21 protein-coding genes and 1 riboswitch are annotated in these 25,777 nt (G+C 57.2%); of the genes, 13 read left to right on the forward strand and 8 right to left on the reverse strand.

Features of this window, described 5'->3' with window-relative positions:
- Positions 1–357: 357 nt before the first annotated feature.
- The 4 genes from QMF81_RS09810 (at position 358) to QMF81_RS09825 (ending at position 7,286) form a co-directional block, all read left to right on the forward strand.
- On the forward strand, positions 358–930 hold the full coding sequence (locus QMF81_RS09810) for a PilX N-terminal domain-containing pilus assembly protein (protein WP_281750624.1): 573 nt from the start codon (positions 358–360) through the stop codon (positions 928–930).
- A gap of 20 nt (positions 931–950) precedes the next feature.
- Positions 951–1,235: a hypothetical protein gene (locus QMF81_RS09815; protein WP_281750625.1), complete on the forward strand. Its 285-nt coding sequence runs from the start codon at positions 951–953 to the stop codon at positions 1,233–1,235.
- Between the two features lie 4 nt (positions 1,236–1,239).
- The gene (locus tag QMF81_RS09820) at positions 1,240–6,630 is read left to right on the forward strand and encodes a PA14 domain-containing protein (protein ID WP_281750626.1); all 5,391 of its coding nucleotides are present in this window, start codon (positions 1,240–1,242) and stop codon (positions 6,628–6,630) included.
- 266 nt (positions 6,631–6,896) lie between these two features.
- Entirely contained in the window at positions 6,897–7,286 is a 390-nt protein-coding gene (locus tag QMF81_RS09825; RefSeq protein WP_281750627.1) for a response regulator, read from the forward strand.
- Here QMF81_RS09825 and QMF81_RS09830 read toward each other — a convergent pair.
- Positions 7,283–9,877 (reverse strand): PEP/pyruvate-binding domain-containing protein, encoded by a 2,595-nt coding sequence (locus tag QMF81_RS09830; protein WP_281750628.1) that lies wholly within the window; start codon positions 9,875–9,877, stop codon positions 7,283–7,285. The two genes, QMF81_RS09825 and QMF81_RS09830, sit on opposite strands and share 4 nt — an antisense overlap.
- Before the next feature lie 4 nt (positions 9,878–9,881).
- Positions 9,882–12,368, reverse strand: a complete 2,487-nt coding sequence (locus tag QMF81_RS09835) for a sigma-54 dependent transcriptional regulator (protein ID WP_281750629.1) — start codon at positions 12,366–12,368, stop codon at positions 9,882–9,884.
- Positions 12,369–12,527: 159 nt separating this feature from the next.
- Between QMF81_RS09835 and QMF81_RS09840 the strand changes: the two genes are divergently transcribed.
- Genes QMF81_RS09840 through QMF81_RS09865 form a run of 6 tightly spaced genes read left to right on the forward strand, consistent with a single transcriptional unit; the run spans position 12,528 to position 15,968 of the window.
- Positions 12,528–12,974 carry a universal stress protein gene (locus QMF81_RS09840; protein ID WP_281750630.1) on the forward strand — a complete coding sequence of 149 codons (447 nt, stop codon included), beginning with the start codon at positions 12,528–12,530 and terminating at the stop codon, positions 12,972–12,974.
- 9 nt (positions 12,975–12,983) lie between these two features.
- Complete coding sequence (locus QMF81_RS09845) at positions 12,984–13,271, forward strand: DVU0150 family protein (RefSeq protein WP_281750631.1); 288 nt, start codon at positions 12,984–12,986, stop codon at positions 13,269–13,271.
- 17 nt (positions 13,272–13,288) lie between these two features.
- Positions 13,289–14,347 (forward strand): sulfite exporter TauE/SafE family protein, encoded by a 1,059-nt coding sequence (locus QMF81_RS09850; protein WP_281750632.1) that lies wholly within the window; start codon positions 13,289–13,291, stop codon positions 14,345–14,347.
- Between the two features lie 16 nt (positions 14,348–14,363).
- A complete protein-coding gene (locus QMF81_RS09855; RefSeq protein WP_281750633.1) occupies positions 14,364–14,957 on the forward strand; it encodes a DUF4881 domain-containing protein in 594 nt (197 codons plus the stop codon).
- 52 nt (positions 14,958–15,009) lie between these two features.
- The gene (locus QMF81_RS09860) at positions 15,010–15,213 is read left to right on the forward strand and encodes a hypothetical protein (RefSeq protein WP_281750634.1); all 204 of its coding nucleotides are present in this window, start codon (positions 15,010–15,012) and stop codon (positions 15,211–15,213) included.
- Positions 15,210–15,968 (forward strand): hypothetical protein, encoded by a 759-nt coding sequence (locus tag QMF81_RS09865; RefSeq protein ID WP_281750635.1) that lies wholly within the window; start codon positions 15,210–15,212, stop codon positions 15,966–15,968. The genes QMF81_RS09860 and QMF81_RS09865 overlap by 4 nt, the downstream gene beginning before the upstream one ends.
- Before the next feature lie 19 nt (positions 15,969–15,987).
- Here the strand turns inward: QMF81_RS09865 and QMF81_RS09870 are convergent, their stop codons facing one another.
- Genes QMF81_RS09870 through QMF81_RS09885 form a run of 4 tightly spaced genes read right to left on the reverse strand, consistent with a single transcriptional unit; the run spans position 15,988 to position 20,352 of the window.
- On the reverse strand, positions 15,988–16,770 hold the full coding sequence (locus QMF81_RS09870) for a response regulator (RefSeq protein ID WP_281750636.1): 783 nt from the start codon (positions 16,768–16,770) through the stop codon (positions 15,988–15,990).
- Positions 16,771–16,780: 10 nt separating this feature from the next.
- Positions 16,781–18,316: a HAMP domain-containing sensor histidine kinase gene (locus QMF81_RS09875; RefSeq protein ID WP_281750637.1), complete on the reverse strand. Its 1,536-nt coding sequence runs from the start codon at positions 18,314–18,316 to the stop codon at positions 16,781–16,783.
- On the reverse strand, positions 18,300–18,695 hold the full coding sequence (locus QMF81_RS09880) for a response regulator (RefSeq protein WP_281750638.1): 396 nt from the start codon (positions 18,693–18,695) through the stop codon (positions 18,300–18,302). The genes QMF81_RS09875 and QMF81_RS09880 overlap by 17 nt, the downstream gene beginning before the upstream one ends.
- On the reverse strand, positions 18,670–20,352 hold the full coding sequence (locus QMF81_RS09885) for a PAS domain-containing sensor histidine kinase (RefSeq protein ID WP_281750639.1): 1,683 nt from the start codon (positions 20,350–20,352) through the stop codon (positions 18,670–18,672). The genes QMF81_RS09880 and QMF81_RS09885 overlap by 26 nt, the downstream gene beginning before the upstream one ends.
- Positions 20,353–20,602: 250 nt before the next feature.
- A riboswitch (TPP riboswitch) is annotated at positions 20,603–20,714 on the forward strand.
- A gap of 36 nt (positions 20,715–20,750) precedes the next feature.
- Between QMF81_RS09885 and QMF81_RS09890 the strand changes: the two genes are divergently transcribed.
- From QMF81_RS09890 to QMF81_RS09900, 3 genes are read left to right on the forward strand one after another with little or no spacing between them, the layout of a single operon-like run.
- Positions 20,751–21,779 carry a thiamine ABC transporter substrate-binding protein gene (locus tag QMF81_RS09890; protein ID WP_281750640.1) on the forward strand — a complete coding sequence of 343 codons (1,029 nt, stop codon included), beginning with the start codon at positions 20,751–20,753 and terminating at the stop codon, positions 21,777–21,779.
- Complete coding sequence (locus QMF81_RS09895; protein WP_281752966.1) at positions 21,779–23,416, forward strand: iron ABC transporter permease; 1,638 nt, start codon at positions 21,779–21,781, stop codon at positions 23,414–23,416. The genes QMF81_RS09890 and QMF81_RS09895 overlap by 1 nt, the downstream gene beginning before the upstream one ends.
- Positions 23,413–24,435 carry an ABC transporter ATP-binding protein gene (locus QMF81_RS09900; protein ID WP_281750641.1) on the forward strand — a complete coding sequence of 341 codons (1,023 nt, stop codon included), beginning with the start codon at positions 23,413–23,415 and terminating at the stop codon, positions 24,433–24,435. Before QMF81_RS09895 ends, QMF81_RS09900 begins: the two co-directional genes overlap by 4 nt.
- Here the strand turns inward: QMF81_RS09900 and QMF81_RS09905 are convergent.
- The gene (locus QMF81_RS09905; protein WP_281750642.1) at positions 24,365–25,273 is read right to left on the reverse strand and encodes an NAD(P)H-hydrate dehydratase; all 909 of its coding nucleotides are present in this window, start codon (positions 25,271–25,273) and stop codon (positions 24,365–24,367) included. The two genes, QMF81_RS09900 and QMF81_RS09905, sit on opposite strands and share 71 nt — an antisense overlap.
- Positions 25,261–25,758: a DUF3343 domain-containing protein gene (locus QMF81_RS09910; protein WP_281750643.1), complete on the reverse strand. Its 498-nt coding sequence runs from the start codon at positions 25,756–25,758 to the stop codon at positions 25,261–25,263. Before QMF81_RS09910 ends, QMF81_RS09905 begins: the two co-directional genes overlap by 13 nt.
- Positions 25,759–25,777: the final 19 nt, after the last annotated feature.

The following is a 25,777-nucleotide window of genomic DNA, read 5'->3' on the forward strand; positions in this document are numbered from 1 at the left end:
GTAGAATCTCTGGATTTTCTCTCGTAGAACTCCTTGTTGTCTCTGCAATCCTGGCAATAGGCTTGCTTGGCGTTGCGAGCCTTTTCTCGCAAGGATCTTTTCAGGACAGCAGATCTTATTATGCAACACAAGCCAATTTTATTTTGGAACAAATTATAGAAAATTCTACAACAAATCAGTATAATGAAAATACATATAAAAACATATCGAATATCAACAACAACATAACAATAGACAATGTAAATTATAATTTTATATGTAATGTCACGAACAATACCCCAATTGCTAACTCCAAAGAAATGAACTGCTCTATATCCTGGCAAATTTTCAGAAACTCAGGGAACATACGGACGACTTATGTCTTCTCTCCAAAATACTGAGCAAGGATCTTCCTTGGTCATTGCGCTCATCGTTTTATTCATCCTGACCGCCCTAGGGCTCATGGTTGCTGACGTTACCGATATCAATATCATGATTGCGGCCAATGATCGTGACGCCAAAAATGCCCTCATCCATGCCGATAGCGGAGTCAATGTCGGTCACGAAATCTTAGAAGCCAATCTCGAACAAAACCAACCCCTTGCCCTCTGTAACGAAAACCTCGCAGGGCTTCCTTCGTGTCCAGCGGGAACTTGCGACGCTGCATGCTGGACGAACCAAACAGTGGCCAGCTTTAATGCCAGCGACAATGCCTCCTGGCCGATTTCTTTGTACACCAATGGCTCCACCGGCATCTACCTTCGTGCCGGCCAATTCTCCCAGGGACTGGTCGTCGGCGGCGCTATCCAAATGGGCGCCGGATACGAAGGTGTTGGCAAAAGCGCCGCCAAAGGAGGTTCTTTTGTCGTCTACCTGGTGCGCTCTCACTATGAGGGAGATCGCGCGTCCAGGGCCGAAGTGGACCTCGGCTGGCGGCATGTGAACTATTGAGGAGAAGCGTGAGGTCGCGCATGAAAGTATTTTCTCTCCTTGTGATGATGATTCTTTTTCATCTGATGGCTTTTGCCATGCCATGGTCCAAGGGGACTGTGACCAAACCAGCATGGTACGATACGGGTGGCTATCAAGTAGAAATTGACCACATTCGATACGTATTCATCAGAACCGCCCGCATTAAATATGATGACCGATGGTATGATGTCCCAGATCGAGCCCATCTTCTGACACCAAAGACACGCGTTCGCATCCAAAAAGAAGGCTTTCGTATTTATGCTCTGGAAATCGAAGGAAGGTGATAGCATGCGCCGCCTCGTTACAATTTTTCTGTTTGGATGGGCCATTTTTTCCATAGGAAATTTTGCATGGGCAGAAGTTGCCTCGCAGTATAATTACGTTCCACCATTTTTGACTAACAGTCTACCACCGATGGTCATGCTCACTATGGCCAGAGATCATCGCCTATACTACGAAGCCTATAACGATGCTTCTGACATCGATGGTGATGGAGATCTCGATATTCGCTATAAACCGTCGATCAATTACTACGGCTATTTTGATTCCTTTAAATATTACGAATACAATAACGCGGCCGGGAGATTTGAACCCCGTGGAGTCACCACCACCAAGAAGGCCCCTGATGGGCCCTATTGGAGCGGTGACTTTCTGAACTATGTCAGCATGACGCGCATGGATTGTCTCCGCAAGGTGCTCTATGGAGGATATCGCAGCACCGATACTGCAACAGAAACCGTGTTGGAACGGGCGTATATCCCTCAAGACGCCCATTCTTTTGGAAAAGAATACGAAAGTATCGCCCGCGATGGGTATGATATCCGCGAATACACGCCTCTCGATCTTCCCCTTTCCGGTCGTCGCCATCTCATCGCCACAACCGCCCTCGGCACCGACGGCGCCCCACTTTTACGGGTTCTTCCCAATAGCTCAGCCCGTATTTGGGAATGGGTCGCCACCGAGCGTCCAGTGGTCAAAAGTAACTTTGGCGGAAGCACCAGCCATCCTGGGCACCCTGCCAATGCGGCAGGGTTTCAAACCATGGTCGCCACCTATGCAACGCCAAGTCGGCAATTTGGGAATACCACCGGAGATACGATAACTATTGACGGGTCAGACAATCCATTTGGCAATGACGACAACTTCCTCACGATCTTTTCTGGAACGTTGAATACCAACAATTCTGGAAACTATACATTTGCCATTGACGGTGATGATGCCGTTGAACTCCTTATTGACGGCAATGTTGTTGTAGGATGGTATGGAGGACATGGCAAATGTGACTGCAAAACACACAACGCAACAGTTGCTCTTACATCAGGGCAGCATGCAATCGAATTTCGCCACGAAGAAGCTTCGGGATCAGCAAACTATTACTTATATTGGTATAATGTTTCTAAAAAAAATAAATGGGATATCGTTCCGGCAAACAGCACCCTTGGTCTCTCTAACATGACTCATGCCACCTACAACTTGGTGGATACTGCAGTCATTACGGACTACATTCTTCGTGTTCAGGTAGGTGTCGCATCAATGCCTGAACCGAATTGCAAGCTCTATCCCAACGGGACGTATAAACCCATCGGCATTCTCCAGCGCCATGGCGAATCAGACAAAATGCTCTTTGGCTTGATCACTGGATCCTATACCAAGAATCTTTCTGGTGGAGTCCTGCGCCAAAATATTGGAAGTATCTCTCGCGAGATCAACAGTACAACAGGAGAATTCCTCTATCTTGACAATAGTTCCATAGGCGGAATTATAGCAACTATTGATCGACTTCGAATTCATGGATTTCGAAATGACTCTAATTTCGATTATAATGAAAATTGTGGATGGATTACGACGAGACCCCTCAAAGAGGGAGAATGCCGGATGTGGGGCAATCCCATGGCAGAAATGATGTACGAAACAGAACGCTACTTCGCCGGAGCAGGCAATGCCACCCCTGCATTTACTTATAGCAGTACCGATGTGAACTTAGACGATAATCAGCTTGGACTTCCTTTGGCCGCATGGAACAACCCGTATAATGCTTCCAACTACTGTGCCAAGCCAGTCATGATCGCTATCTCCGATATCTTTCCTTCCTACGACTCCGATCAACTTCCAGGCAGCGCCTGGAATAGCACGTTTACTTCTACACTCTCCGGACTCAACGTCCAAACACGTTCCCAGAACATTTCCAATACAGAATCCATCAATGGAACGTATTTTATCGGCGAGTCAAGTTCATATAATGGTGCATGCACTCCAAAATCCGTCCTTGGATTTGGATCTATTCGTGGCCTTTGTCCGGAAGAGCCTACCAAACAAGGTTCGTTCTACAGTGCAGCAATCACCAACTATGGAGCAACCACCGATCTCAATCCTGTCAATGGAACACAATCCATGATTTCATACATAGTGGCGCTTTCTTCGCCGCTTCCAGAAATCAAAATACCCGTCGGCAATAGCACTATCACTATGGTCCCATTTGCAAAATCCGTTGGTGGATCCAGCATTAGTTCTGATCCAGGAGCATTCCAGCCAACAAATACCATTGTTGATTTCTTTGTGGAGGGAATCAATGCAACCAGCGGAAGATTTCGCGTCAATTTTGAAGATGTGGAACAAGGTGCAGATCATGATATGGATGCCATTGTCCGATATAGTTACGAAGTGCTTGCCAACAATACGGTTCAAATCACTCTGACATCGGAATATGCTGCTGGAGGTATCATTCAGCACATGGGCTATGTCATCTCCGGAACCACTGCTGACGGCACGTACTTGGTTGTGCGCGATAAAGACACCGCTGCAGACAGCGACCCCGACTATTATCTTGACTCCCCCAATGACCCAGGACCTCTGCCACTGACTTCCACGCTATTCTTCACTCCTGGCTCCACCCCTGGCGCCAGCCTCCTCAAGACACCACTGTGGTACGCCGCCAAATGGGGGGGATTTGAAGACAGCAATAATAACGGCATCCCTGATTTGACCTCCGAGTGGGACAAAAACAACGATGGCGTTCCTGATACCTATTTTTACGTCGCCAACCCAACGAAGCTTGAAGAGCAGCTCAATAAAGCGTTCGCGGATATCCTCCGCCGGACGGCATCCGGTTCGGCAGCGTCCGTGATTTCTCAATCCCGAGAAGGTGAAGGTGCTGTTTATCAATCGATATTCTTCCCAGAATTCCGAGATGAAGCGGGAAATACCATTCATTGGGCAGGCCAAGTCCACGCGCTGCTGGTCGATCCCCAAGGAAATATCCGTGAAGACACCAATGGCAACGGACAACTTGATATCCAATACGACAAGATTATTCGCTATCAAGACCTCAATATTTATCGATATACGGACGTCAATGCCAATGGAAAGCTTGATCCAGAAGAACAAAATGCAACAATAGAATTATTGAACAATCCTTTTGATGTTCATTATATATGGACATCCAGTAACTGGCTCAATCAAATCGATAATTCGTCTGTTGTGGCACAGCGTTCATTTTACAATGCAACAACAGCCAACCGATACATCATCACCTTTGCCGACAAGAACGCCAACGGCGTTGTGGAAACCGGCGAGATCCAGCATTTCAAATGGCCACCGGATGCCTCATACTCTCCAGGTCTCACCAACTCTACGGATTTCTACGCCTATTTGACGCTATACCCCTCATTCGAGGATACGCCAGCGGCCTACAATACACTCCGGACCAGCAATTCGAGCGCGTTTGCCGCTCTCCTCGAAGGTCTTGCCCGCCGCCAGGTGGATTTCATCCGCGGGGCGGATCAATCGAGCGAGACCATCGCCGGCATCGCGGTCAATGCCTCACGCAGCCGTCGTTATGTAGAAAACGGAACGTCGTATACTTGGCGTCTTGGAGATGTCGTCTTCTCCACGCCAACGGTAGTCGGCAAACCTGCAGAAAATTATCATCTTATTTATAAAGACAAGACATACCAAGATTTTGTTGGAAAATACAAAAACAGACGTAATGTTGTATACGTCGGCGCAAATGACGGAATGCTACATGCCTTCAATGCAGGATTTTATAATAGTACCAGAAAAGGGTTTGACACAACCCAAGACGGAAAGACACAATTTCCAATTGGATCGGAACTATGGGCATACATCCCATACAATCTGCTTCCCCACCTTTACTGGCTCATGGATCCGTCCTACGGGAGACAACTCCATGTTTCCTACATGGATCTCAAGCCACGGGTCTTCGATGCCCGAGTATTTTTCCAGACAGACGGCATCACTCCCAACGACAATGCTACCCATCCCCAAGGTTGGGGGACCTTGTTGGTCGCCGGCATGCGTTTTGGAGGCGGAAAAATCCGAGCAGACCTCGATAAGACTGGCCTTCCCGGCTTTGACAACGCCACCGACCGTATCATGGGCTCCGCGTATGTCATTTTCGACATCACCGACCCAGAACTCGGCCCCCAACCCTTGGCGGAAATCCGTCTTCCCGGCATGGGATTCACCACCTGCTATCCCACGGTGATGCCCATGAGCACGCCCAATGCCAATACGGCTTCTGACAACAATTGGTATCTCGTATTCGGCTCTGGCCCGGCCAACAGCGCGGGCGAACCTGACCCCAATACAATCAATTTGGCCACTAGCGACCAAGCGGGCAAACTTTTTGTCCTTGACCTCAAGGCACTGATAACACAAAAAACGATCCGAACTCTGGACGCTACAGGAACATTTCTCTCCAATTCCACGTCATTTTTCGCAGAAACCGAACCAGGATCTTTTATTGGTGACCCAGTTGCTGTCGACTTGGATGTTGGGAAAAATGATGCAAACCAGGAATTCAAGGCAGACGTAGTCTACTATGGATCTATTGCGGGAGATCCAACCAATGCAACCGGGAAGATGTACCGGCTCACAACCAACGACACCCAGGAGTCATCCAATATTGTTACGTGGATAGGAAATTCTACACTTCTCAACGCCCAAAAACCATTTTCCGCATCCGCATCTATTGCCTTGGATGAAAAGCAAAACATCTGGGTTTACGCTGGAACCGGTCGTTTCTTTACTCGCAACGATATCCAGCAATCTCAAGGAATGTCTTTTTACGGTATCAAAGAGCCAAAATCCAACGGTACGGAGACATGGAGCGCTGTCAATGCAGCGGATCTTTTCAACAGCACGCAAATAAGTCTCGTCAATGCCACATGCGGCAATACGTTCACGAAGACATGTGTTCAAGTCATCAAAACAGAGGGCAGCACCAATACAACCCTTACATGGGACAGCTTGATCTCGCAGACAGAATCAAAACCTGGCTGGGAACGGAATTTTCCTTCCCAACCATTAGAACGCGTCCTTGGCCAAGCGGCGGTATTGGGAGGCACAACGCTCTTCACTACTTATATACCAAGTAACGACTTGTGTGAAATAGAAGGAAGAAGCAAACTTTATGCTGTGTATTACAAAACAGGGACACCTTACTATGTCCCGATACTCACCAATACAGAAGATCCCTTTGCAGTCTCTGTAGATCTTGGCAAAGGACTTGCTCTAACTCCGAACATTCATGTGGGAGAAAAAAGCAAGGGAACGGCGTTCATCCAAACGAGCACCGGCGCCATTGCCACCGTGGAGCTCGCCATGCCGCTCCCCTTCAAAAGTGGTATTCTCTATTGGCTCAAACGCACCACGGACTAAGCGCTCAGGAGGGCATCGTCTCGCGCAAATCGTCCAACGGGGGACCTGAACCACCACAACACCGATCCTTGTCCCGAAGGATCGGTGTTGTGCTATTTTGAGTATCCGAGACGCTTCCCAAGCAGCAGGTATCGTTTCGCCGGATGGCCTGCTCTGTCTCTGAAAAATTCCCGCTCTCAAGAAGGTCAGCGTGTCAACTCCAGCCTTGACCGCAGCCCTATACCGAGTCACAAAGCGACATATCTTCGCATCAAGGATGGCCATCTATGTCTCCCATTCGTGTACTCATCGTCGATGATGAAGACCGCTTCCGCCAGCTCATGGCCAAGCTCTTTACTGCCAAAGGTCTCGACGTGGTCACCGCCGCCAACGGCCCCGAGGCTCTCCTCCGTCTCGAAGACGCCGGCCCCTTCGACGTAGTGATCCTCGACATCAAGATGCCTGGCCCGAGCGGACTCGACATCCTCCCCCACCTGCGCGCCTGCGCCCCGGCTACCCAGGTCATCATCCTCACCGGCCATGGCGATATCCAGGCTGCAAGCCGCTCTCTCCAGGACGGCGCTGCAGAATTCCTCCTCAAACCGTGCTCCTTCGAAGAACTCCTCAGCGCCGTCCATCAGGCAGTGGACCGCATGCGTACCACGACAACGCCCTAAACAGGACATTGAAAGTACGCATCGCCTCGCAGAAAACTTTCCACCATAGCGTCCACACATGCTTCATTGACCATGAGCATGTCTGCCTGCCGGGTAAATTGGAGCAATCGTCCCACATGCACCAGTCGCTCGGCAATGACCTCGGCGCTGGCCTTATGGAAGCGGGCGAAACTTTGATCCGCCACGGTTTCCACCCGAAAATGGAGCCGAGCCAAAATGGCAGCAATGGCCCGGGCCCGACGGCTGCGTTTGGCGTCGTCAGCGGCCCCGCCCTTGAAGACAAACGAAATATAATTTTTATTCACCGTATTGCCGCAATAGCAGTCCAGCACCCCGTAGTGATAGCCCACGCGGGAGCTGAAATTGAGATATTTATCGGACACAATGGCATAGCTCTTTTCCCCAAAGCGATCTTCCCCCGGACGGGCGCCGCCCAGCGCCTGCTCACGCAGTACGGAAAGCAGCCCTCCAACATGCACCGGCCGCGGCTGGCGCAAGGCCGCTTCGCCGAGCACCAAACCTTGCAGCAACGCGGCAAAAGGCCGCGATACCACATCTTCAAGCCGCACCCATCCTTCCTGCCCCGCTTTTGAGACAAGGGCGCCACCCAAATCAATAATGTGGAGATCAAGACCCGTGGGGGCATCGAGCCGTAGAGTGGCCCCCTGGTGATCAGCCACCAAATCGCTCAAGCGGAACATCTCCGCATAGGAGCGCTCGTGGATATAGCGCATGATGTCATGGATGGTGTGACACCCCTGAGGAGCAAACTGGGGAGATTTGGGATCCACCAGCCGCAAAGGCACGACGAGGTCGTACAGGGCTCGAGCCATGGCGTACGCGCTCCCTCGACGACGTGGGCTCGCCTCTGCAGCACGAACCCCAGCCACCAGCGCCTCCAGACGACCTGCATAGACCCGCCGGGCGCGGGCATCCACCGTCACCTCCTCTCCGGGACGCACGGCCGCGAGGGCTCCTGGAACCCCCACCAGTGAAGGGACATGGAATTCCCGGCACAACGACGCCATGTGGCCAGTGACACTGCCGAACTCGGTGACCACAGCCGCAGCTTTGGGCAAGGCAAAAAGATACGCTGGCGACGAATGGCTGGCCACCAGCACGGCGCCCTGGGGAAACACGTCGAGGTCGTGGGCATCGTGCACCACGAATACCGGACCAGCGCCGACGCCAGCATAGGCAGGCTCGCCGCCGCTCACAAGTACTGGAGCCTGCAGAACGAGATCCTCTTGCTGCGCTTGCGGGACGCATCCCAAAGGCCGGCTCTGGACAATAACGATATCGCCATTGTCACGCATCACCCACTCCACATCCTGCGGCCCACCTCCAAAACGCTCCAGCGCTTCGCCAAGGCGGCCCAAGGCAAGAACTGTAGCCGTATCCAGGCAAAGGCTCCGACGCTGGGTTTCCGGCAGCGGACAGTGCTTGACGCCGCCCGGGACGGGGACCACCGCAAGGGCCTTGTCGCCAGGCTGGACATCGGTCACGACCACATCCGCATCGGTGCGCTCCAAAACCCAACGATCCGGCACCACCAAACCGTCCACCACAGCCACGCCCAACCCCCACGCGGCCTCCAGCAAAAGATGCGGACTTCGGCCCGAGCGGGGGTCGCGGGTAAACAGTACCCCGGCAGCTCGGGCGGGGATCATTTCCTGGACGAGCACGGCCATGGCCACCGAATCCATGCCCAAGGCCGCCCGATACACAATGGCTTCAGGGGTAAAGAGACTGGCGAGGACCTCCCGGTAGGCATCCTCCATGCCGTCCACACCCACTCCCAACACGGTGTGGTACTGACCGGCAAAGGAATAGTCGCCGTCCTCGTCCTCGGCGCTGGAACGCACCGCCACACGAAGATGCTCCAGCTCGATTCCACACTGACGCGCCAACGCCTCCATGGCCTGTACCATTTGTTCTCCAAGCTCGGGAGGGAAGGGGACGGTTTGGACCACCTGCTTGAGCGCCTCCGAGGCCTGCCGCACCGTTGTGGGAACATTGGGATCCACCGTCAAAAGCCAGTGCTGGATCTCAGGCCAACTTTCGCTTTGCTGGAGCACCGCGGCGCAGGCCGCAGCAGTCACCACAAACCCCCGCGGCACAGGAAACCCCGCCCGGACCAAAGCCCCCATAGTTACGGCTTTACCGCCGACCAAGGAGGCCGGAGAGTCATGGATCTCCTCCACAGCGAGAATCCACGGCCCCGAAGGAGCTCCGGTCATTGTCTGGACCAGTGCGTCCATCCTCTCCTGAAGCGAGAGCAGACGACGGTGCAATTCCGGCTCGGGGCGACCCGCAAGGGTCTCGAAGCTCCGCAGCATGCGCAAGGCATGAAAGACTGTCCGGCTGGCCCAGGTGCGCGGCACCCCAGGGCCGAGAGGCCGCCCCTGTTCAAGAACATCTTCCATCTCGGCAATGATGCGCAACAGCTCGGTATTGCTCTCCAAAAGCTGCAAAAAGGCATGGTATTTCTCCTTGAAGGAGCCATCCACCTCTGCGGGCCGAGAAGAAGCACCGCGCCCCCTCGCCCATTGCCACAACGCGCGCAACCCATCCAAAACGCTGCCCGCCATACCATTATTCTCCTCTGTGTTGGGACTCGCGGTCTTCTGCGAGCACGTAGCGCGTTGATGGCCCTTTGCCTTCGAGTACGGCATATCCTTTCCGCACCAGCTCCTTGAGATCATAAAGGGCGGTGCGCGGTGCAATGCGTTCCTCAAACAAGGATTCATATTGCTGCCGGGTCATGGATCCATGGGCACGCAGATATTCCAATCCGCGTTGCTGACGAGGGGTCAGGGATTCCCGGGGTCGGGCACCACCATCGGCAGGTGGGACAGATTGCTCGGAGGACTTGGCCACCAGCGGCAACGAAGCGCTGGCAGCTCCCTCGCCGTTACCCAATCCATTGCCCAGCAGAAGATCCTCGGCTTGAATCACCCCGGTCTCCACAAAGGCCGCCACGCGCAAAATACAATTTTTCAGTTCGCGGATATTCCCCGGCCAGTCGTAGGCCATCAGCTTCGCCACGGCGCCGCGGCTCAGAAGCACCGGTGATCGGCCAGAGGCCTCGCAGGCTGCCTGCAGGAAATGGGCAGCCAAAAGGGGAATATCCTCCTTGCGCTGCCGCAGAGGCGGCGTGGCAATGGTGAGTACCTGAAGGCGAAAGTAGAGGTCTTCTCGGAAAAGGCCTTGACGTACCATGTCCTCCAAATTGGCGTTGGTGGCAGCGATGACACGGGTATCGAAGGGGATCTCGCGGTCACTGCCCAGGGGCTGAAGCTTACGGGCGGAAAGGGCGCGCAAAAGCGCCTGCTGCACGCGCATGGAGGCATTGCCGAGCTCGTCCAACAGGAGGGTGCCCCCATTGGCCGCCAAAAACGCCCCTTGGCGCTCACCTTTGGCCTCGGAAAAGGCGCCTTTGACGTGGCCAAACAAGGCGTCCATGAGGAGGTTTTCATCCAACGCCCCACAATTGATGGTGATGTACGGACCAAGGCTTCGGCGACTGCACTCATGAATGGCATGGGCTACCAACTCCTTGCCCGTACCGGTCTCGCCCACAATGAGCACGTCGGCGTCCGTAGCCGCGGCCTTGGCGATGACCCCGCGCAGTTGGTCCACTGCCGCGCTGATCCCCACCAGCCCCACACCCATACCATCGCCAGGCGGCAGTTCCAACGCCACAGGCTCCCGTGCCTGCAAACTTTCCATCATCTTGTCGCGGCGCACGATCTCAGCATCCTTGCAACGGAGGCTGTGGATGAGCGCTCCGATGGTCTGGCGCAACAAAACGGTTTCCTGATCCATTTCCGGCTCCAGAGGCAACTCCTCATATTTCCCGGCCTGCAAGTCCCGCACATCTTCCACAAGACGCAAAAGAGGTCTGGTGATGACCGCGCCCACGGCCCAAAGCACCAAAGAGAGGACGCCAATGGTGAGCCCCCCTACTCCCAGCATCAGCCACAGCTGCTGTTCACCGGCGCGCGCCACGAGCAGACTGCGGTCCACATACACCAAGCCAGCCACGACCCGAGGCGGCTGCCCAGGATCTTCCGCAAAACGCACCGGCGCATACCCCACCACGATAGCCCCTTCGGAGCTCCCTACCCGGCGTGACCATAACGAGCGTGCCACCCCATGCCGCCCCTCTTGAAGATCCGCCACCACCGCCCAATAACTCTCAAACTCTGGCCCAGGACGAAAGGCCACCTCCAACGCCCCGCGCCCCTGAATCCCCTGAAACCCAAAACGCACATCATCCACATCCAGTGGAGCAAGGGGGGAGACATCACCTCTCGCCTCCAGATACATCCAGCCTTGAAGATCCAAGAGCACGGAATAACGCAGCCCTGGGGTGCGCGTGAAACCAGCCAAGGGAGAATCCGCCCCATGGTATCGAGCAAGGAAATTACGTACTGCACGCAAACTTACGCCAACCACCAATACCGCGCCGTCGGGAAGCCCCATAGCCCACCGCACCACCTCCCAATGCACCGGCTGGTTATCAGCCCCCCGCAATTCAATGGGATAGACCGTATCGACAACCCCCAACCATTGTCGCCTCCCTGGGGCCAAGCCAGCGGTATCCGCGGGTAACGGCGAATTGCGAATATGCGCGACCCAGCGCAAGGGGACCTCAAGAGGTTCTCCCTGGGAATCGGCCACCACCAAGGCGCTGGTCTGCGGAGGCCTGGCGGCCAGGGCCGCCTCCACCACCACGCCATTGCCAAGCACAATTCGCGCATCGCGCAAAAATTGCTGCAAAACCTGAGGTGAAGGCTCGGCCTCGGCAAAAGCGCGTTCCGCCAATCGAACCGAAGTGGCGAACACCCCGGCCACGGCGTCGGCTTGCGCCAAAGTGGACAGCAGCGTCACCCGCTCTACAGCCATTCCCACGAAATAGTGGGTCGAGCGCATGAGCAGGGCTCCGCTTATCACCAAAACACCCAATACTACCGGAAAAACCGCTGCAGCCAGTTTGCGACGCACACTCCAATGCGCAAACCGGCTGGGTCGCCGGGGACGACAGGCAACGATATTGGAAAGCGAAAAGAGACGCATACCACCCTCCGATGCGCAAACAATCGCGCAAAAATCCCGCCAAGGCAAGACCTGTCGCACAAAAAACAATCAACAAAAAAAGCGTGTTGTCAGCAAAGGCACGGAGCTTGATACTTCGTGCACAAGCACAACCCCCAAACCTTCTTGAGGAGGAAACGTATGGAATGGAAAAGGAAACCTATCAAAACCATCTTGGTCCCACTGGACCTCTCCAGCCAAGCTCCATCGGTACTTGAAGAGGCCATCCACCAGGCAAAGGCCTCGGAAGCAGAGCTGGTCCTCTTGATGGTGGCGGAAGATTTCTCCGACATCGGCGATTATGCCCACGCTGCCCAGGTGCAGACAAAGCTCCTTGAAGAGACGCAAGCCAAGGCGGAGGAGTACGCGCACCATGCCAAGGCTGCGGGACTCATTCCTCAGGTAGAGGTATGCCAAAGCCCATCCCCAGCGGACGCCATCCTGCGCGTGGCTGAAGAGCGTCATGCGGACTTCATCGTCATGGGGAGCCGATCCAAACGCGGTATCGACCGCTTCGTGTTGGGCAGCGTAGCAGGCAAAGTAGTTTCCCATGCCCCGTGTTCTGTATTGGTGGTTCGTAACCCCTAAGGAGGAGATATGCGACGTTTCATTTCCCCTATTCTTGCCTTTCTGTTTCTTGTGCTTCCGCTTACCGCATTGGCTGCAGGAGGCGGAGGATCTTCCATCGTGATCGTTGCCGACACCCGCTGGACCAGCGGTATCTCCCATTGGTGGGCGACGCTCTACAACGAAAGTCACCTCTATTTCACTATCGTCACCGTCATCATAATTCCAGTAGTAGGCATTATATTTGGCACCATTGCCGACTTTATCATGGCTCACATCGGCATTGATCTTACGAAGCGCGGTCACGGCGGCCACTAAAATCAAAGGAGGATGCAATGGATTGGCTTTACGTACACATGCCTATTGCCGGCGTGGATATTTTCTGGCCCGGACTCATCATCCTCGGTGTGGGAGTGGGGATTATCGGTGGGTTCTTTGGCATGGGCGGCGCATGGATGGTGACCCCTGGACTCAATATCTTAGGTTTCCCCATGGCCTTTGCCATCGGCACCGACATCGCGCACATGGCCGGCAAATCGTTGGTGTCCACCATGCGACACGGCAAATTCGGTAACGTCGACTACAAGCTCGGCATTATCATGCTCGTGGGCACCGTAGGCGGATTCGAGGTAGGCGCCCAAATGATCATGTGGCTCGAGCGGTTAGGTTCGGTGGATAAAGTCGTCCGCTACATCTACTTGGTGCTTTTGGCGTTCATCGCCTGGCTCGTCTTTTACGACGTCCACAAGAAGAAAAGGCGCGAAGAAGAAGCCCGGCGTTTAGGTCGCGATCCCGAAGAAGCCGTGGGCGTGGAATGGCATAAGACCCTGCATAAAATCAAAATTCCTCCCATGGTACACCTCAATGTCGCAGGCATCTATTGTTCTGCGTGGCTGCCTATCGCGGTCTCTTTCTTCACCGGGTGGTTGGCTGGCATCCTCGGCATCGGCGGTGGACTCATCCGCATGCCTTCGCTCATCTATCTTTTGGGATGTCCCACGCACGTAGCAGTAGGCACCGACCTCTTTGAAGTCATGATCTCCGGTCTCTATGGAGCGGCTTCCTATACCTACAAAGGACGAACTGAGCTTGTTGCCGCTATTATCATGCTCGTCGGCGCTTCCATGGGTGCCCAGGTTGGGGCAGTGGCAACCAAATACATCCATGGATACGGTATCCGATATGTATTCGGGTGGGCGGTCATCGGCTGCGCCGTATCCATTGTCATGAAACTCGTTGGCGCTGCAGTTCCATCTACCAAGGATGCCATGGACATCTCAGCCACCATCCTGGTCAATGGTCTGGTCGCTGCCATGTCGCTCTATATCTTCGTGCGCATGGTTCAGGGAGCTAAGGCGGAGATTGCTGCCAAAAAACGTGGTGTCGCGAGCTAAGCAGAGGGAGGAAACCATGAAAATACTACATCGCACTGCATTCTTCGTCGTGGCGGCAAGCCTGTTTCTCGTGACCGGATGCCTGGAAGAAGGCAAGGTGGAACAAGGCCGCACCGTGGCCTATGACAAGGCCAAAGGCGAGGTCACCATCATCCGGGACACCTCAGCGGTACAAGGCAAACCTGATTATACCCACCTGCCTCCAGTCACTTTCAAAATCCCCGCAGATCCCGCAGAAATGGGGCCAGAACCTCGCCCCGGCGGACGCATGAAGCTGGACATGGAAAAGAACGAAGTGGTGATCTTCGACGCTGCGATCCAAAACTTTGTCCACATCCCCTTCAAGCTGGTGGATAAGCAGACAGAAATCACCAAAGATCACCCCTTGGTGGCGGGCAAGAAGTTCCCTATAGTGGACGCCGCCAAACGGACCGTGACCATTTATTCCAGCCGGCAAAAGACCCTGGTGACCATCGAAGTGGCAGAGGCGGACATCCAACGCCCCCAGACCGTATGGCAGGCCGGTGACGAGATTCGGGTGTACTACAAGCAGCCAGGTCAGGCTCTGCGACTCATGAATATCACCCAAACGGACATCTACAAAAAGTAACGTCAACCCACGGCAGGGGGCATGCCCCCTGCCCTTGCCCACGGAGGCCATCATGAGATCCTCTTCCCCTTGGTGGTTCGTCGTCACCCTGGATGCCCTGGTCTTGGGCTACCTCTGTATCGCCATGTACCAGGCACACCGCACCCCGGACACTTTTACTCCCACCTTCATGAAGACCTTCTTTGGGCTCCTGCTGCCAACCCTCGTGGCGTTCTTTTTCCTCCGGCGCCGCCTTATGCGGGAGAAGGCGGCATGAGTCCTCGCATCCAGCAACTCTTCACCCAGCGTCGCATCCTGGGAGGCATCGCCTCCCTCTTTTTGCTTCTGGCCCTTGGGGCGGTGGCGGATGGACTCCAGCACATGGCCAGGCAGGATGCTTCGCAACTCGTGATCATTGCAGGGGAAAGCGTCCCCATCTCCGGCTGGGTTCCAGCCAACGCCACATCCCAGGCCAGCATCCATATCCAGCCGCCCCTCTCTTTTGCCTTGCGCGGCCAACAGACGGGATACTACCTCGGCGGCAACCAGTGGCTGGGGACCATTACCGCCCCAGAGACTACCCCCGAGGGAAATTTCACGGCGTCCGTCCTTTTCCCGGGCGCTCCCGCCCAAGAATTCCACATTCGCGTGGTCTCCTCCGCCGCGCATGCGCAGCGTCTTGCCCCAAGCGTCCTCATCCGCACCCTTGGCGTGCACCCCTACCTGATAGCCGCCATACTGGCCACGTGCGGGGGGGGCACGGCGATTGCCATCTACCGTCTCTCCTCGACCCTTGAGAAGCTGCTTGCGCTGCAAAACTTGGCGGAGACCACCATTGATCACCGGGGCCGGCTCACTGTGCCTTGGGGAAGCCGCCACGGACTCACTCCAGAGACCCGCCTCGCCGTTGTCCTTCCAGGTGGAGAAGCAGTGGGGTATGCCCAGGTGGTGAATGTGTGGGAAGACCACGCCCGGGCATCCTGCCCAGGAGTGCGGGGGGTGGTGCTCGTCGCCCGCCCCGCGCCGCACTAATGCCCTGCCCAATCAGGGTTCATGCTCCCCGGCCCCAGCCCCATCGCACTGCCGCCGCGCGGAGTTGCTGAGGGCCGATAACCCCCGCCAAGCTCCCAGCCATCCCCACGGCTACTATCCCATGGAGAGCCACCTGGGCTGCGGTTTCCACCAGAGTACAATGCGCATCCACCCATGACGGCGCGCAGCAGACACTGGCCACAGGATCCCGCCACAAGGTCGGCCAAGGCCGGCTCGCCAAGGCCTTCACCCAAAGACCGGGGTCCCAAATGCCCTGAAGAGCGCTGTCTTCCATCAGCAAGACGACCGTATCTTCTGACCAGTGCTCTAAGGCCCCCAAGGTTTGTCCCACGCTCCAGGACGGCGCCGTCACCAAACATTGGTCCACTGGCACAAGGATGTCTCCAGCGTGGAGATTGCGACCGCGAGAGGTTTGCACGGCCTCTCGCAAACGGGTCACGAGGATCGCTGTGTCACAGGGTTTGTGGAGCACATCAAAGGCGCCCTGTTCCACCGCCCTGGCCGCATCGTCCAAGGTGGCGTGACCGGTGAGCAAGATGACCGGCGCCCGAGGGCACACCGCCCGAATGCGCGGCAAGGCATCCACCCCGGAGAGTCCCGGCATCCGCACATCAAGGACGATAACATCCGGCTCGACCATCTGCAAAAACTCCAAAGCTTCCCCAGCGCTGGCAGCCGAAGAGGTCACAAACCCCTGGTGCTCCAAAACCTTGGCCAACACCTTGGTAAAGGCAGTCTCATCATCGACGAGCAATACATGACTGCGCTGGCGCTCCTCCATGGCATTCTCCTTAGGAACGGATAAGGGGAAGACGAGGCAGCGTTACGGTAAAACGCGTGCCCCGGCCAAGCTCACTGGAAAAATCTATACGCCCGCCCATGGCCTGCACCAGGGCATGGCAAATAGGCAGCCCCAGGCCTGTTCCCCGGTCCGGAGCCTTGGTGGTAAAAAACGGAGTAAAAATGGCTTCCTGGTGCTCAGGAGCAATGCCACACCCGTTGTCCTCCACCACGATGCACGTCTCCTCGCCGTGTTCGGCAACTTCCACCCGTACCGTCACCCGTGACTGGGGCCCTCGGCCTTCCACAGCATGAAGGGCGTTGACGATAAGATTGGCAAGCACTTGCTGGAGTTTGGCGGGATCTAGGCGTACCATGACTGGCTCGGGTAGAGCGGATGTCTCCAATTGGGCACCCATACCCTCGGCCATGGAATGAAAGGTGGAAACCACTTCCGGCACAAAACGACACAAATCCACCACCCGGGACTCTGCGCCAGAAGAAAGGCGACCAAACCCCAAGATGGCGTGGGTTATGCGACTGCAGCGTTGGATCTGTCCCTCAAGTTGGCTCATGCTTTCCAAAAGCTCCTCTCCTGGCCCTGAGGCATCGGGACAAACCGCGCGCAGTTGCTCCAAAAGCATGCGCATATAGGCATGCTCACTCTTCATGACCTGCAAAGGATTATTGATTTCATGGGCAAAACCGGCAGCCATGGTCCCCAACTGGGCCAAAAGCTCAGCTCGAGAAAGGGCCTCGCGCAAACTCTCCTGCTCGGTGTGATACTGGGCCAAAAGCCGCGTCACCGCACTACTCGTGCGCAAGGCGACACCCACCACCAGCGCCCCGCCAGCCACCAAAACCGCTGCCAAAAAAAGCCCGAGCCACCGCTCCACAAAAAGGCCCCACTCTTGCGGCGCGGCCACTTCCACCTGCCAGGGGAGCCCTGGGACTCCAACCCTGGCCATTTCCCATCCTTCTTGAGGGGCATCTCCCCGCTCCAGGCGCCCCCCTGAGACCTGGAGGACCACATGCTCGCGCTTTTGTCGGGCAAGATCGAGCCAACGAGCCAGAGCGTTTGCCTCGAGATAGACCCAATGAAGGCCGTCTCCGCGACGAGCCCCCACCACCACACCAGCAACGGGTTGGGTTTGCAGGGGAGCGGCCACCAGGGGCCCTTGGTGAACCAACACATCGCGAGCCGCGGCCAATGCCGCTTCCGGGGCCAATACCCCTCCCTGAAAATGCACCTCTCCAGCATCATCCACCCGACCTACGGCCAAGACCCCCCACGCACGCATGCTCTCCACAGGAACGACCTGAGCAACCTCCAAGGTCTGACGTACCCATTGCTCCACGACGCGAGCCACCGTGGTCGCCCGTTGGCGCACCACTTCCTGATGGGCATGGTGGACGACTCCTACCCCCCACACCAGGGCGCAGCCCAACGCTAAAAGCACCGGCACTAAGGGCGGACCAACGATAACCGCAATCAAACGCCCTTGGACCCCGCGGGCCCAAGCAAAGAGTTCAGGCAACGGGCGCATATTCTGCTGCTTGGATCACCGTATCCACGAGTCGAGCAAGCGGCACGGGCTTGAGAAGGTAGGCAAACGCCCCATAGGCCATGCCCCGCACCCCGAGTTCCTCGCCACCATGTCCTGAAAGCAGGACCACCTGCACCCGAGGATAGTTTTCTTTGATATACCGTAACGTCTCAAGGCCATCCATGCCTGGCATGAGGATATCGAGGACCACCACATGAACGGGCTGCCGCTCTAGGGTCTTGAGGGCCTCTGCACCGCTGAGTGCACCCTGGGTCGCAAAGCCGCGGCGAGCCAGGCGCTTCACAAGAGCGTCCACAAAATCCTGCTCATCGTCCACCACGAGCACGGAAATTTCATTTTTCACCGAGGTGACGGTCATCGGCCTTACTCCCCCTGCGCACGGGCAGGCAAATGATGAATTCCGTTCCTTCACCCGGCTGGGAGACAAAGCGGATGGTGCCGCCCAACCGGGTGACAATAGAATAACTGATGGAAAGCCCAAGGCCAGTCCCTTCGCCCACCTGCTTGGTAGTAAAGAAAGGATCGAAGACGCGCGCCTGGATTTCCTTATCCATACCCGGCCCATCATCCCGAATGTGCATGCAGACACATCCGCTTTGGGCGTCATAGGCAGCGCCAAGGGTAATGGTCCCGTCCTTGCCAATGGCATCAATCGCATTGTCCACAATATTCAGAATCACTTGTTGGAGCTGAGAAGGATCGGTCTCTACCAATGGAAGATCTTCTTCTATATCCCATTTTAACTGAATATTACGAAAATGCATCTCATTTTGCAAAAAGACAACCGTCTCTCGCAATAGATCTGGTATAGACACATCAAATCGTACCGGTTCCATGCGTCTTGCAAAGCCAAGCATTCGGTGGACAACACTTCCTGCTCGCTCAACATGTTGTTCTATCTTGATGACTGCGTCTCGAAGTTCTTGAAAATTGGGACTTGACTGGATGTCCTCCTCTTCCAAAAGATCACGGATCCACCCTGCCTGCTCGCGGATCACCGCCAAGGGATTGTTGACTTCGTGGGCCACGCCAGCGGCAAGCTTTCCTAAGGCAGCCATCTTGCTCGACTGCACCAGCTCCTCGTTGAGGCGCGCCTGCTCCCGCTCTTGGCGTTCCTGATGGACCACAATCATTCGACTTACCACCAAAATTCCAAGGAGGATGCACAGCAGTCCACCAGCGCTGACGAGAATAGTCATCGTACGAGTACGTAACAGTGGTTCCAGCTCGCTGTGCTTATCCTCTTCGATCACTACAAGCCATTCTTTCTCCTGCAGCCATATACCAGCGATATAAACAGCATTATCATGCATTATTCCTTCATGAATTCGAACACCAGAAAACTTACTATCTATCAATGGACGAATAACCTGGACATCTTTTCCTGAAAATCTCGGATTTGTCTGAAGTTCACCTTTTTTATTAATAATATATGCATCTCCTTTTTTTCCTATCTGAATAAGACGAACAAAAGAATCAAATATTTCAGAGTTTATCGTTGCTCGCAAAATCCATTCTCGACCATTTTCTTGCTTAGAAACAGCAATAATAATATGTGGAAAACCACGAAATCCTGTAAATACATCACTAATATATAGCTTGCGAACACGGACTATTTTAAACCATTCTTCATTTTTATAATTTATGGAACGAAGATTATAAGGCCCGCTGTACACCACGTGGTTCCCTTCGTCATCAATGAGTCCCAAATCGACTATAGTTTGAGATCCTTGCTGCATGATGGAAAGCAGCCGATCCATGAACTCCTGAGAAGAAAGCTGGGCCAGGCTATGGCTTTGCGCAGCAACACGCAACTGGGCCACCTGATCGCGCAAAAACAAATCGATGGCATTGCGCTTATCCTCGGCAAAAATGGCGAGATTGTCACGCACCTTTGCGTGATAGGCAGACGCAAACATCCCATAAACCACCCACCCCAAAAGAAACAAGGGGACAAAAGAAAAAAGCAATACAGTGCCAACAATGGATTTTCGGAGCGAAGGGCTCGGGAGCATCTGGTCTCTCCTCCTTGGAATACGCGTCGGGATGTCGCAAAAATTGCACAGGATATGCCACAGCCACATGAAGGCCCCAAGAAAACTCCAAAAGCAAAGGGGCACGGAATCGTTGCCTCCCGTGGGAAAGACACCCGGCGCATACTGCGTTGCCCAGGGGGCCGAGGGGTCTCGGCGATAGCACAAAGCCAATGGCTGTAAACAGCACAAAGCCAATGGCTTGACCCCGGCCGCCGCGCTTCGTTAACCGGAGCGTGCATTCGGGAGTCCGGTGGAGCCGGGCTGAGAGGGTTCCCGTTCTGGAGCCGACCGACGAACCTGATCCGGGTCATGCCGGCGCAGGGATTGCCGCCCCCTTCCGAGTGCCTCCCCATTCCCACCACGCCTCGGAGGTTTCTATGTCTCGTCTCGTATGCGCATTCGTCTTGGTGCTTGGCGCGCTTCCCATCCGTGCCACGGCCGAAGAACTCACCGTCCTCGTCCACGACAGCTTCAGCATCAGCAAGGAGGTAGTCGCCCGCTTCGAGGCGGAACACAATTGCACCGTCCGCTTCCTTCAAGGCGGCGATGCCGGACTGACCCTCAACCAGGCCATCCTCACCAAGCACGCCCCCCTGGCCGACGTACTCTTTGGTGTGGACAATACCTTTTTGAGCCGTGCCCTCAAAGAAGACATCTTTATCCCCTATCAATCGCCCGCCCTGGCACGGGTGCGGCCGGAACTGGTCCTGGATCCCGAATATCGGGTAACGCCCATCGACTTTGGCGACGTCTGCCTCAACTATGACCGCGCCTGGTTCGCCAGCCGCGGCATGACCCCACCTCAAGACATAGCAGATCTCCTCCGGCCCGAATATGCGCGTCTTTTGGTCGTGCAAAACCCTGCCACTTCCTCTCCGGGACTGGCATTCCTGCTCACCACCATCGCCCGCTTCGGTGAGGACGAAGCCTTTGCCTTCTGGGAAAAACTCAAGGCCGGCGGAGTGCTGGTGCGGCCGGGCTGGAAAGACGCCTATTGGGGGGATTTCACCGCCGCATCCAAAGGCCAGCGCCCCATTGTCGTCAGCTACGCCACCAGCCCTGCAGCGGAAGTCTACTTCGGCAAAAACGGCACCGCAGAAGCCCCCACTGCCGCCGTGCTCACCCCCGGGGCAGCCTTCCGGCAGGTGGAGTTCGCCGGCATCCTTAAAGGGACCAAGCACGCCGAGCTCGCCCGCCAGTGGATCGACTTCATGCTCTCCGAGCCCTTTCAGGAAGACATCCCCCTGCAGATGTTCGTCTTCCCTGCAGTGCACGGCGTCCGCCTCCCCGATGTCTTCACGCGCCATGCCCGCATGGCCGAAAGCCCGGCCTGGATCGCGCCGGAGGACATTGCCGCCCGTCGCGATGCCTGGATTGCCCGCTGGAACCGCATCATGACCCCGTGATGCGCCCACACCGACCATGGGTGGCGCCCACTGCCTGGGCGCCCCTCATCTTTCTCGCCCTCTTCTTCGCCCACCCGCTGGCGGCCATCCTCTCCGTGAGCTTCGCCCAAGGAGGCTGGCAGGCAGCGGCCATCGTCCTGCGTGACCCCCTCGTGCACCAGATGCTCTCCTGGACCACCTTCCAGGCCCTCCTTTCCAGTGGCATCAGCGTCGTCCTTGCCCTGCCCGCGGCCTTTTTCCTCTCCCGGGTGCAGTTTCCGGGGCAAGGGGTTGCCTCCACGCTCCTCCTGCTCCCCTTCGTGCTCCCCACCGTGGTGGTGGCCACGGCCTTTGCCGTGCTCGCAGACCCCACCTCGTTTCTGGGCCGGCTCACGGCCCCGGTCTTCGGTGCCGCCGAGACCCCCGGCATGGCGGCTATTCTCGGGGCACACGTATTCTATAATCTGGGACTCGCCGCCCGCATCATGGCCAGCCTTTGGGCGCGGATTCCACAAAGCACCGCGGAGGCCGCCGCCACTTTAGGGTCGCCGCCCATGACCATCTTCCTCCGCGTCCATCTCCCCTTGCTTGCCCCGGGCATCCTCGCTGCGGCCATCACGGTCTTTGCTTTGTGCTTCAGCTCCTTCGGGGTGGTGCTGCTTCTTGGTGGAGGACGGTTCGCAACCGTAGAGGTAGCCATCTACCAGGCCACCATGCAGCAGTTGGATCTTCCCCGGGCAGGAAGTCTGGCTGTGCTGCAGCTTGGATGCAGCGCCCTCTTCTTTGCCCTGGCAAGCGTCAGTGCCCGCAGTGTGCCGCTGCGCGGCCAGGCCACCCCCACGGCGTGGCGGCAGCTTCCCCGGGCCGTACAGGGGGCAGGGATCCTTTGCGGCGCCATTCTTTTTGCCGGGCTCATCCTCCCCCTTGTGGCGCTGATACTGGAATCTTTTCGCGTCCAAAACGCCTGGAGCTTGGAGGCCTACCGCCTCCTTACCCAGGACACCCGCCAATCGGCCCTGGGAACTGCCCCCATCGTCTCCCTTGCCTACTCCCTGCGCTACGCCGCCCTGGCCACGGCCCTGGCCGTCCCCTTGGGGCTTGCCGCTGCCCTAGGGGCCCGGCGCAGCCGCTTGCGCACCGCCATCGAAACCGTATGCATGCTCCCCATGACCACCTCTGCCGCCACCTTGGGGTTGGGGCTGCTGCTTGCCCTGCGCACGCCCTGGTGGGACGCCCGTACCGCTGCGTGGGTCATCCCCGTGGCCCACGCCCTGGTGGCCCTGCCCTTGGTGCTGCGCACCCTGCAGCCGCCCCTGGAGGCCATTTCCCCGCAGTTGGGCGAGGCCGCCGCCACCCTGGGGGCGAGCCCCAGACAGATCCTTGGCCGCATCACACTCCCGCTCCTTGCCCGGCCCCTGGCCGTGGCCACCAGCGTGAGCCTGGCCGTAAGCATGGGAGAGTTCGGGGCGAGCCTTTTTCTCGTACGCCCCGCCACCCCTACCTTACCCGTGGCCATCTACCGCTCCCTGAGCCTGCCCGGCACCACCAACCACGCCCAGGCCATGGCCCTGGCCACCATCCTCCTTGCCACGTGCGCAGTCTTGGGACTCGTGGCCCAGCGCCTCTGGGTCGGCGCGTCCCATAAGGCCCACCCATGAGCATCCTGCGCCTGCAACGCATCGCCAAACGCTTTGATTCTTGGGAACTTGCGCCCCTTGATCTCGAACTTCCTCCCAACGCCACCCTGGCGGTGCTCGGACCAAGCGGCAGCGGCAAATCCACGCTGCTTCGCCTCATCGCCGGCCTGGAACGCCCGGATCAAGGCCGGATCTTTCTAGAAGACCGGGAAATCACCCATCTGCCGGCACACCGACGCAATATGGGGGTCATGTTTCAGGACTACGCCCTCTTTCCCCACCTGAGTGTGGCGGAAAACGTGGCCTTTGGCCTGGTGGTGCGCGGCGATGACCGAAGAAGCATCCACCAGCGGGTGGCGAGTCTCCTTGCCGATATGGGACTTGGCGGCATGGAAAAACGCCGCATTTGGGAGCTTTCCGGAGGCGAGCAGCAGCGTGTGGCCCTGGCCCGGGCCCTGGCCCCACAGCCGCGGGTGCTACTCCTCGACGAGCCCTTGGCAGCCCTCGACCAAGAACTGCGCCAGCGTCTGGTGGGGCAGCTCGCCGCGCTCCTTGCCCACGCGCAGGTGCCGACCCTGATCGTCACCCACGACCCGACCGAGGCCTGCCGCCTGGCCAGCCACCTGGCCATCCTTTATCACGGAAGGCTACTTCGCTTCGGCCCAGTGGAGGCGGTGCTGGACGATCCCGGCACGGTGAGCGCCGCTGCGCTCCTTGGCCAAACCACCATCGTCGCAAGCGGGCCTTTGGTTGCCCGCCTTGCCGAAGTGCTGCCTCCAGCCCCGGCCTACCTCGTGTTTCCGGACGCCGCGCTTACCGCCCACGCGCCGGACCTAGGCATTGCCCTCGAAGGGAGAGTGCTTGGCCGCCGCCTCGAGAACGCCCGCACCCTGGTGGAAGTGTGCGGCAGTACCCTGGAGCTCTTTCTGCCGCCGGAATATATCCCTGGGGAGCAGATCCGCCTCACCCTCAACAGGACGCGGGTTCGTCCCCTCTCTCAGGACGCGGTCCCAAGCGCCGCGCTTCCCACGCCCGGGTAAGTGCTGCTGGCACAAAGGGCAAAAACTCCGCCACTCCAAAGGCTGGTGTGGGCTGGGCCAACTCCCCCAAGAAACGATTGGCAAGGGCTGCCACGCAGCAGGCCTCCTGGAGGGAAAGGCGCGCGGCCAAGAGCATGGAGACCAGGGCCGTAAGGGTATCGCCCGTGCCGCCGATGGGCTCCATGGCCGGCACGTCCGGAGCAGCGATGCGCGCCACAATGCGACCGGCCTCCACCACAAAATCAACCTGCCCTTTGACGAGCAAGGCCCGGGCGGCGTTCTCCTCGGCATAGGCGCGGCGGATGAGTTCGGGCACCGCCGCTTCGTCCTGCAAGAGAAACCCCCGCGTGTAGAAAGGATGCGGAGCGGATTCGTCCGCCAAAAAGGCCATCTCCCCCACGTCCGGGGTGAAGAGGTCGTAGTGGGCGGCAAAACCACTCATCTTGGCGGCGTACATAAACCCGGCATCCGCCACCAAAAGAGGGCGGGGGCAGAGTGCCTCCAGGGCCCACAGTACCTGATTGTGCCCTGCGACATCGGGCATAAGATAATGGAAGGTCACCCCTGACCCCTGCGCCCGCTGCGGCTCGGCAGCCAGCGCCGCATAGATCTGCCGGCTCCCCTCGCCGGTTCCGATATCCCCGGCGAGGAGAACATCCGGGGCGGGCAGACGCAAAAAGGCCGCGGCCACCAAGGCGGTGGCCACCAGGGCAGGGGTACCTCGGGCCACCCGCACCCGCGCGTCCCCAAGGAGAAGCTCCGCCCCATCAAGCTGCGCCGGCCCCCAATAGAGGCCAAAATCCGCCCGAGGCACCGTGCCCACAATCAGCCACGACATCGGCGCCGCGCCTCCGTAAAGGCCAATTGTAAGGCGTACCCGCATAAGGTGCGGCCCAGAGAGCGGGGCTCCGGGGCGTCGTCAAGACTGCGGCCCACCAAGACCTCGGCCAAGTAGGGAACATCCGGGCAACCTCCACCCGAGACATTGACGATGCGGCCAGAAGGGCGGTGCACCGTGACCTTCATGTTGGCCGCCCGCACCATGAGAAAGTCCCCCAACTCCTTGACGTGGAAAAGAGACACCGGCTCCAGGAGATGGTCTTCCACCACCGCCACCCGCAAGGGCACGAGGCGGTGGTTCTCCAGGACTTCCCGCACCCGAAGCTCTTCCACCAAGGGAAATTCCACCACCATGTCACAGCCCTGGCGCAGGGCCGGCGGTGGACCTTTGACGGTCACATTTACCCCGGCTTCCCGCAGCACGGTCTCGGCGCGGATGACCTCTCCGGTACTGGGAAAGAGGAGCATACCCCGATCGGACATGCCCCGCTTCGGCGCATTC

It is taken from the genome of Thermodesulfomicrobium sp. WS, assembly GCF_027925145.1.
In the GTDB taxonomy this organism is placed as follows: Bacteria; Desulfobacterota; Desulfovibrionia; order Desulfovibrionales; family Desulfomicrobiaceae; genus Thermodesulfomicrobium.

Bases quoted from the DNA above. Each gene is read 5' to 3' on its own strand.
- QMF81_RS09810 (WP_281750624.1), top strand. From the start codon at position 358: ATGTCTTCTCTCCAAAATACTGAGCAAGGATCTTCCTTGGTCATTGCG.
- QMF81_RS09815 (WP_281750625.1), top strand. From the start codon at position 951: ATGAAAGTATTTTCTCTCCTTGTGATGATGATTCTTTTTCATCTGATG.
- QMF81_RS09820 (WP_281750626.1), top strand. From the start codon at position 1,240: ATGCGCCGCCTCGTTACAATTTTTCTGTTTGGATGGGCCATTTTTTCC.
- QMF81_RS09825 (WP_281750627.1), top strand. From the start codon at position 6,897: ATGTCTCCCATTCGTGTACTCATCGTCGATGATGAAGACCGCTTCCGC.
- QMF81_RS09830 (WP_281750628.1), bottom strand. From the start codon at position 9,877: ATGGCGGGCAGCGTTTTGGATGGGTTGCGCGCGTTGTGGCAATGGGCG.
- QMF81_RS09835 (WP_281750629.1), bottom strand. From the start codon at position 12,368: ATGCGTCTCTTTTCGCTTTCCAATATCGTTGCCTGTCGTCCCCGGCGA.
- QMF81_RS09840 (WP_281750630.1), top strand. From the start codon at position 12,528: ATGGAATGGAAAAGGAAACCTATCAAAACCATCTTGGTCCCACTGGAC.
- QMF81_RS09845 (WP_281750631.1), top strand. From the start codon at position 12,984: ATGCGACGTTTCATTTCCCCTATTCTTGCCTTTCTGTTTCTTGTGCTT.
- QMF81_RS09850 (WP_281750632.1), top strand. From the start codon at position 13,289: ATGGATTGGCTTTACGTACACATGCCTATTGCCGGCGTGGATATTTTC.
- QMF81_RS09855 (WP_281750633.1), top strand. From the start codon at position 14,364: ATGAAAATACTACATCGCACTGCATTCTTCGTCGTGGCGGCAAGCCTG.
- QMF81_RS09860 (WP_281750634.1), top strand. From the start codon at position 15,010: ATGAGATCCTCTTCCCCTTGGTGGTTCGTCGTCACCCTGGATGCCCTG.
- QMF81_RS09865 (WP_281750635.1), top strand. From the start codon at position 15,210: ATGAGTCCTCGCATCCAGCAACTCTTCACCCAGCGTCGCATCCTGGGA.
- QMF81_RS09870 (WP_281750636.1), bottom strand. From the start codon at position 16,770: ATGGAGGAGCGCCAGCGCAGTCATGTATTGCTCGTCGATGATGAGACT.
- QMF81_RS09875 (WP_281750637.1), bottom strand. From the start codon at position 18,316: ATGCGCCCGTTGCCTGAACTCTTTGCTTGGGCCCGCGGGGTCCAAGGG.
- QMF81_RS09880 (WP_281750638.1), bottom strand. From the start codon at position 18,695: ATGACCGTCACCTCGGTGAAAAATGAAATTTCCGTGCTCGTGGTGGAC.
- QMF81_RS09885 (WP_281750639.1), bottom strand. From the start codon at position 20,352: ATGCTCCCGAGCCCTTCGCTCCGAAAATCCATTGTTGGCACTGTATTG.
- QMF81_RS09890 (WP_281750640.1), top strand. From the start codon at position 20,751: ATGTCTCGTCTCGTATGCGCATTCGTCTTGGTGCTTGGCGCGCTTCCC.
- QMF81_RS09895 (WP_281752966.1), top strand. From the start codon at position 21,779: ATGCGCCCACACCGACCATGGGTGGCGCCCACTGCCTGGGCGCCCCTC.
- QMF81_RS09900 (WP_281750641.1), top strand. From the start codon at position 23,413: ATGAGCATCCTGCGCCTGCAACGCATCGCCAAACGCTTTGATTCTTGG.
- QMF81_RS09905 (WP_281750642.1), bottom strand. From the start codon at position 25,273: ATGTCGTGGCTGATTGTGGGCACGGTGCCTCGGGCGGATTTTGGCCTC.
- QMF81_RS09910 (WP_281750643.1), bottom strand. From the start codon at position 25,758: ATGTCCGATCGGGGTATGCTCCTCTTTCCCAGTACCGGAGAGGTCATC.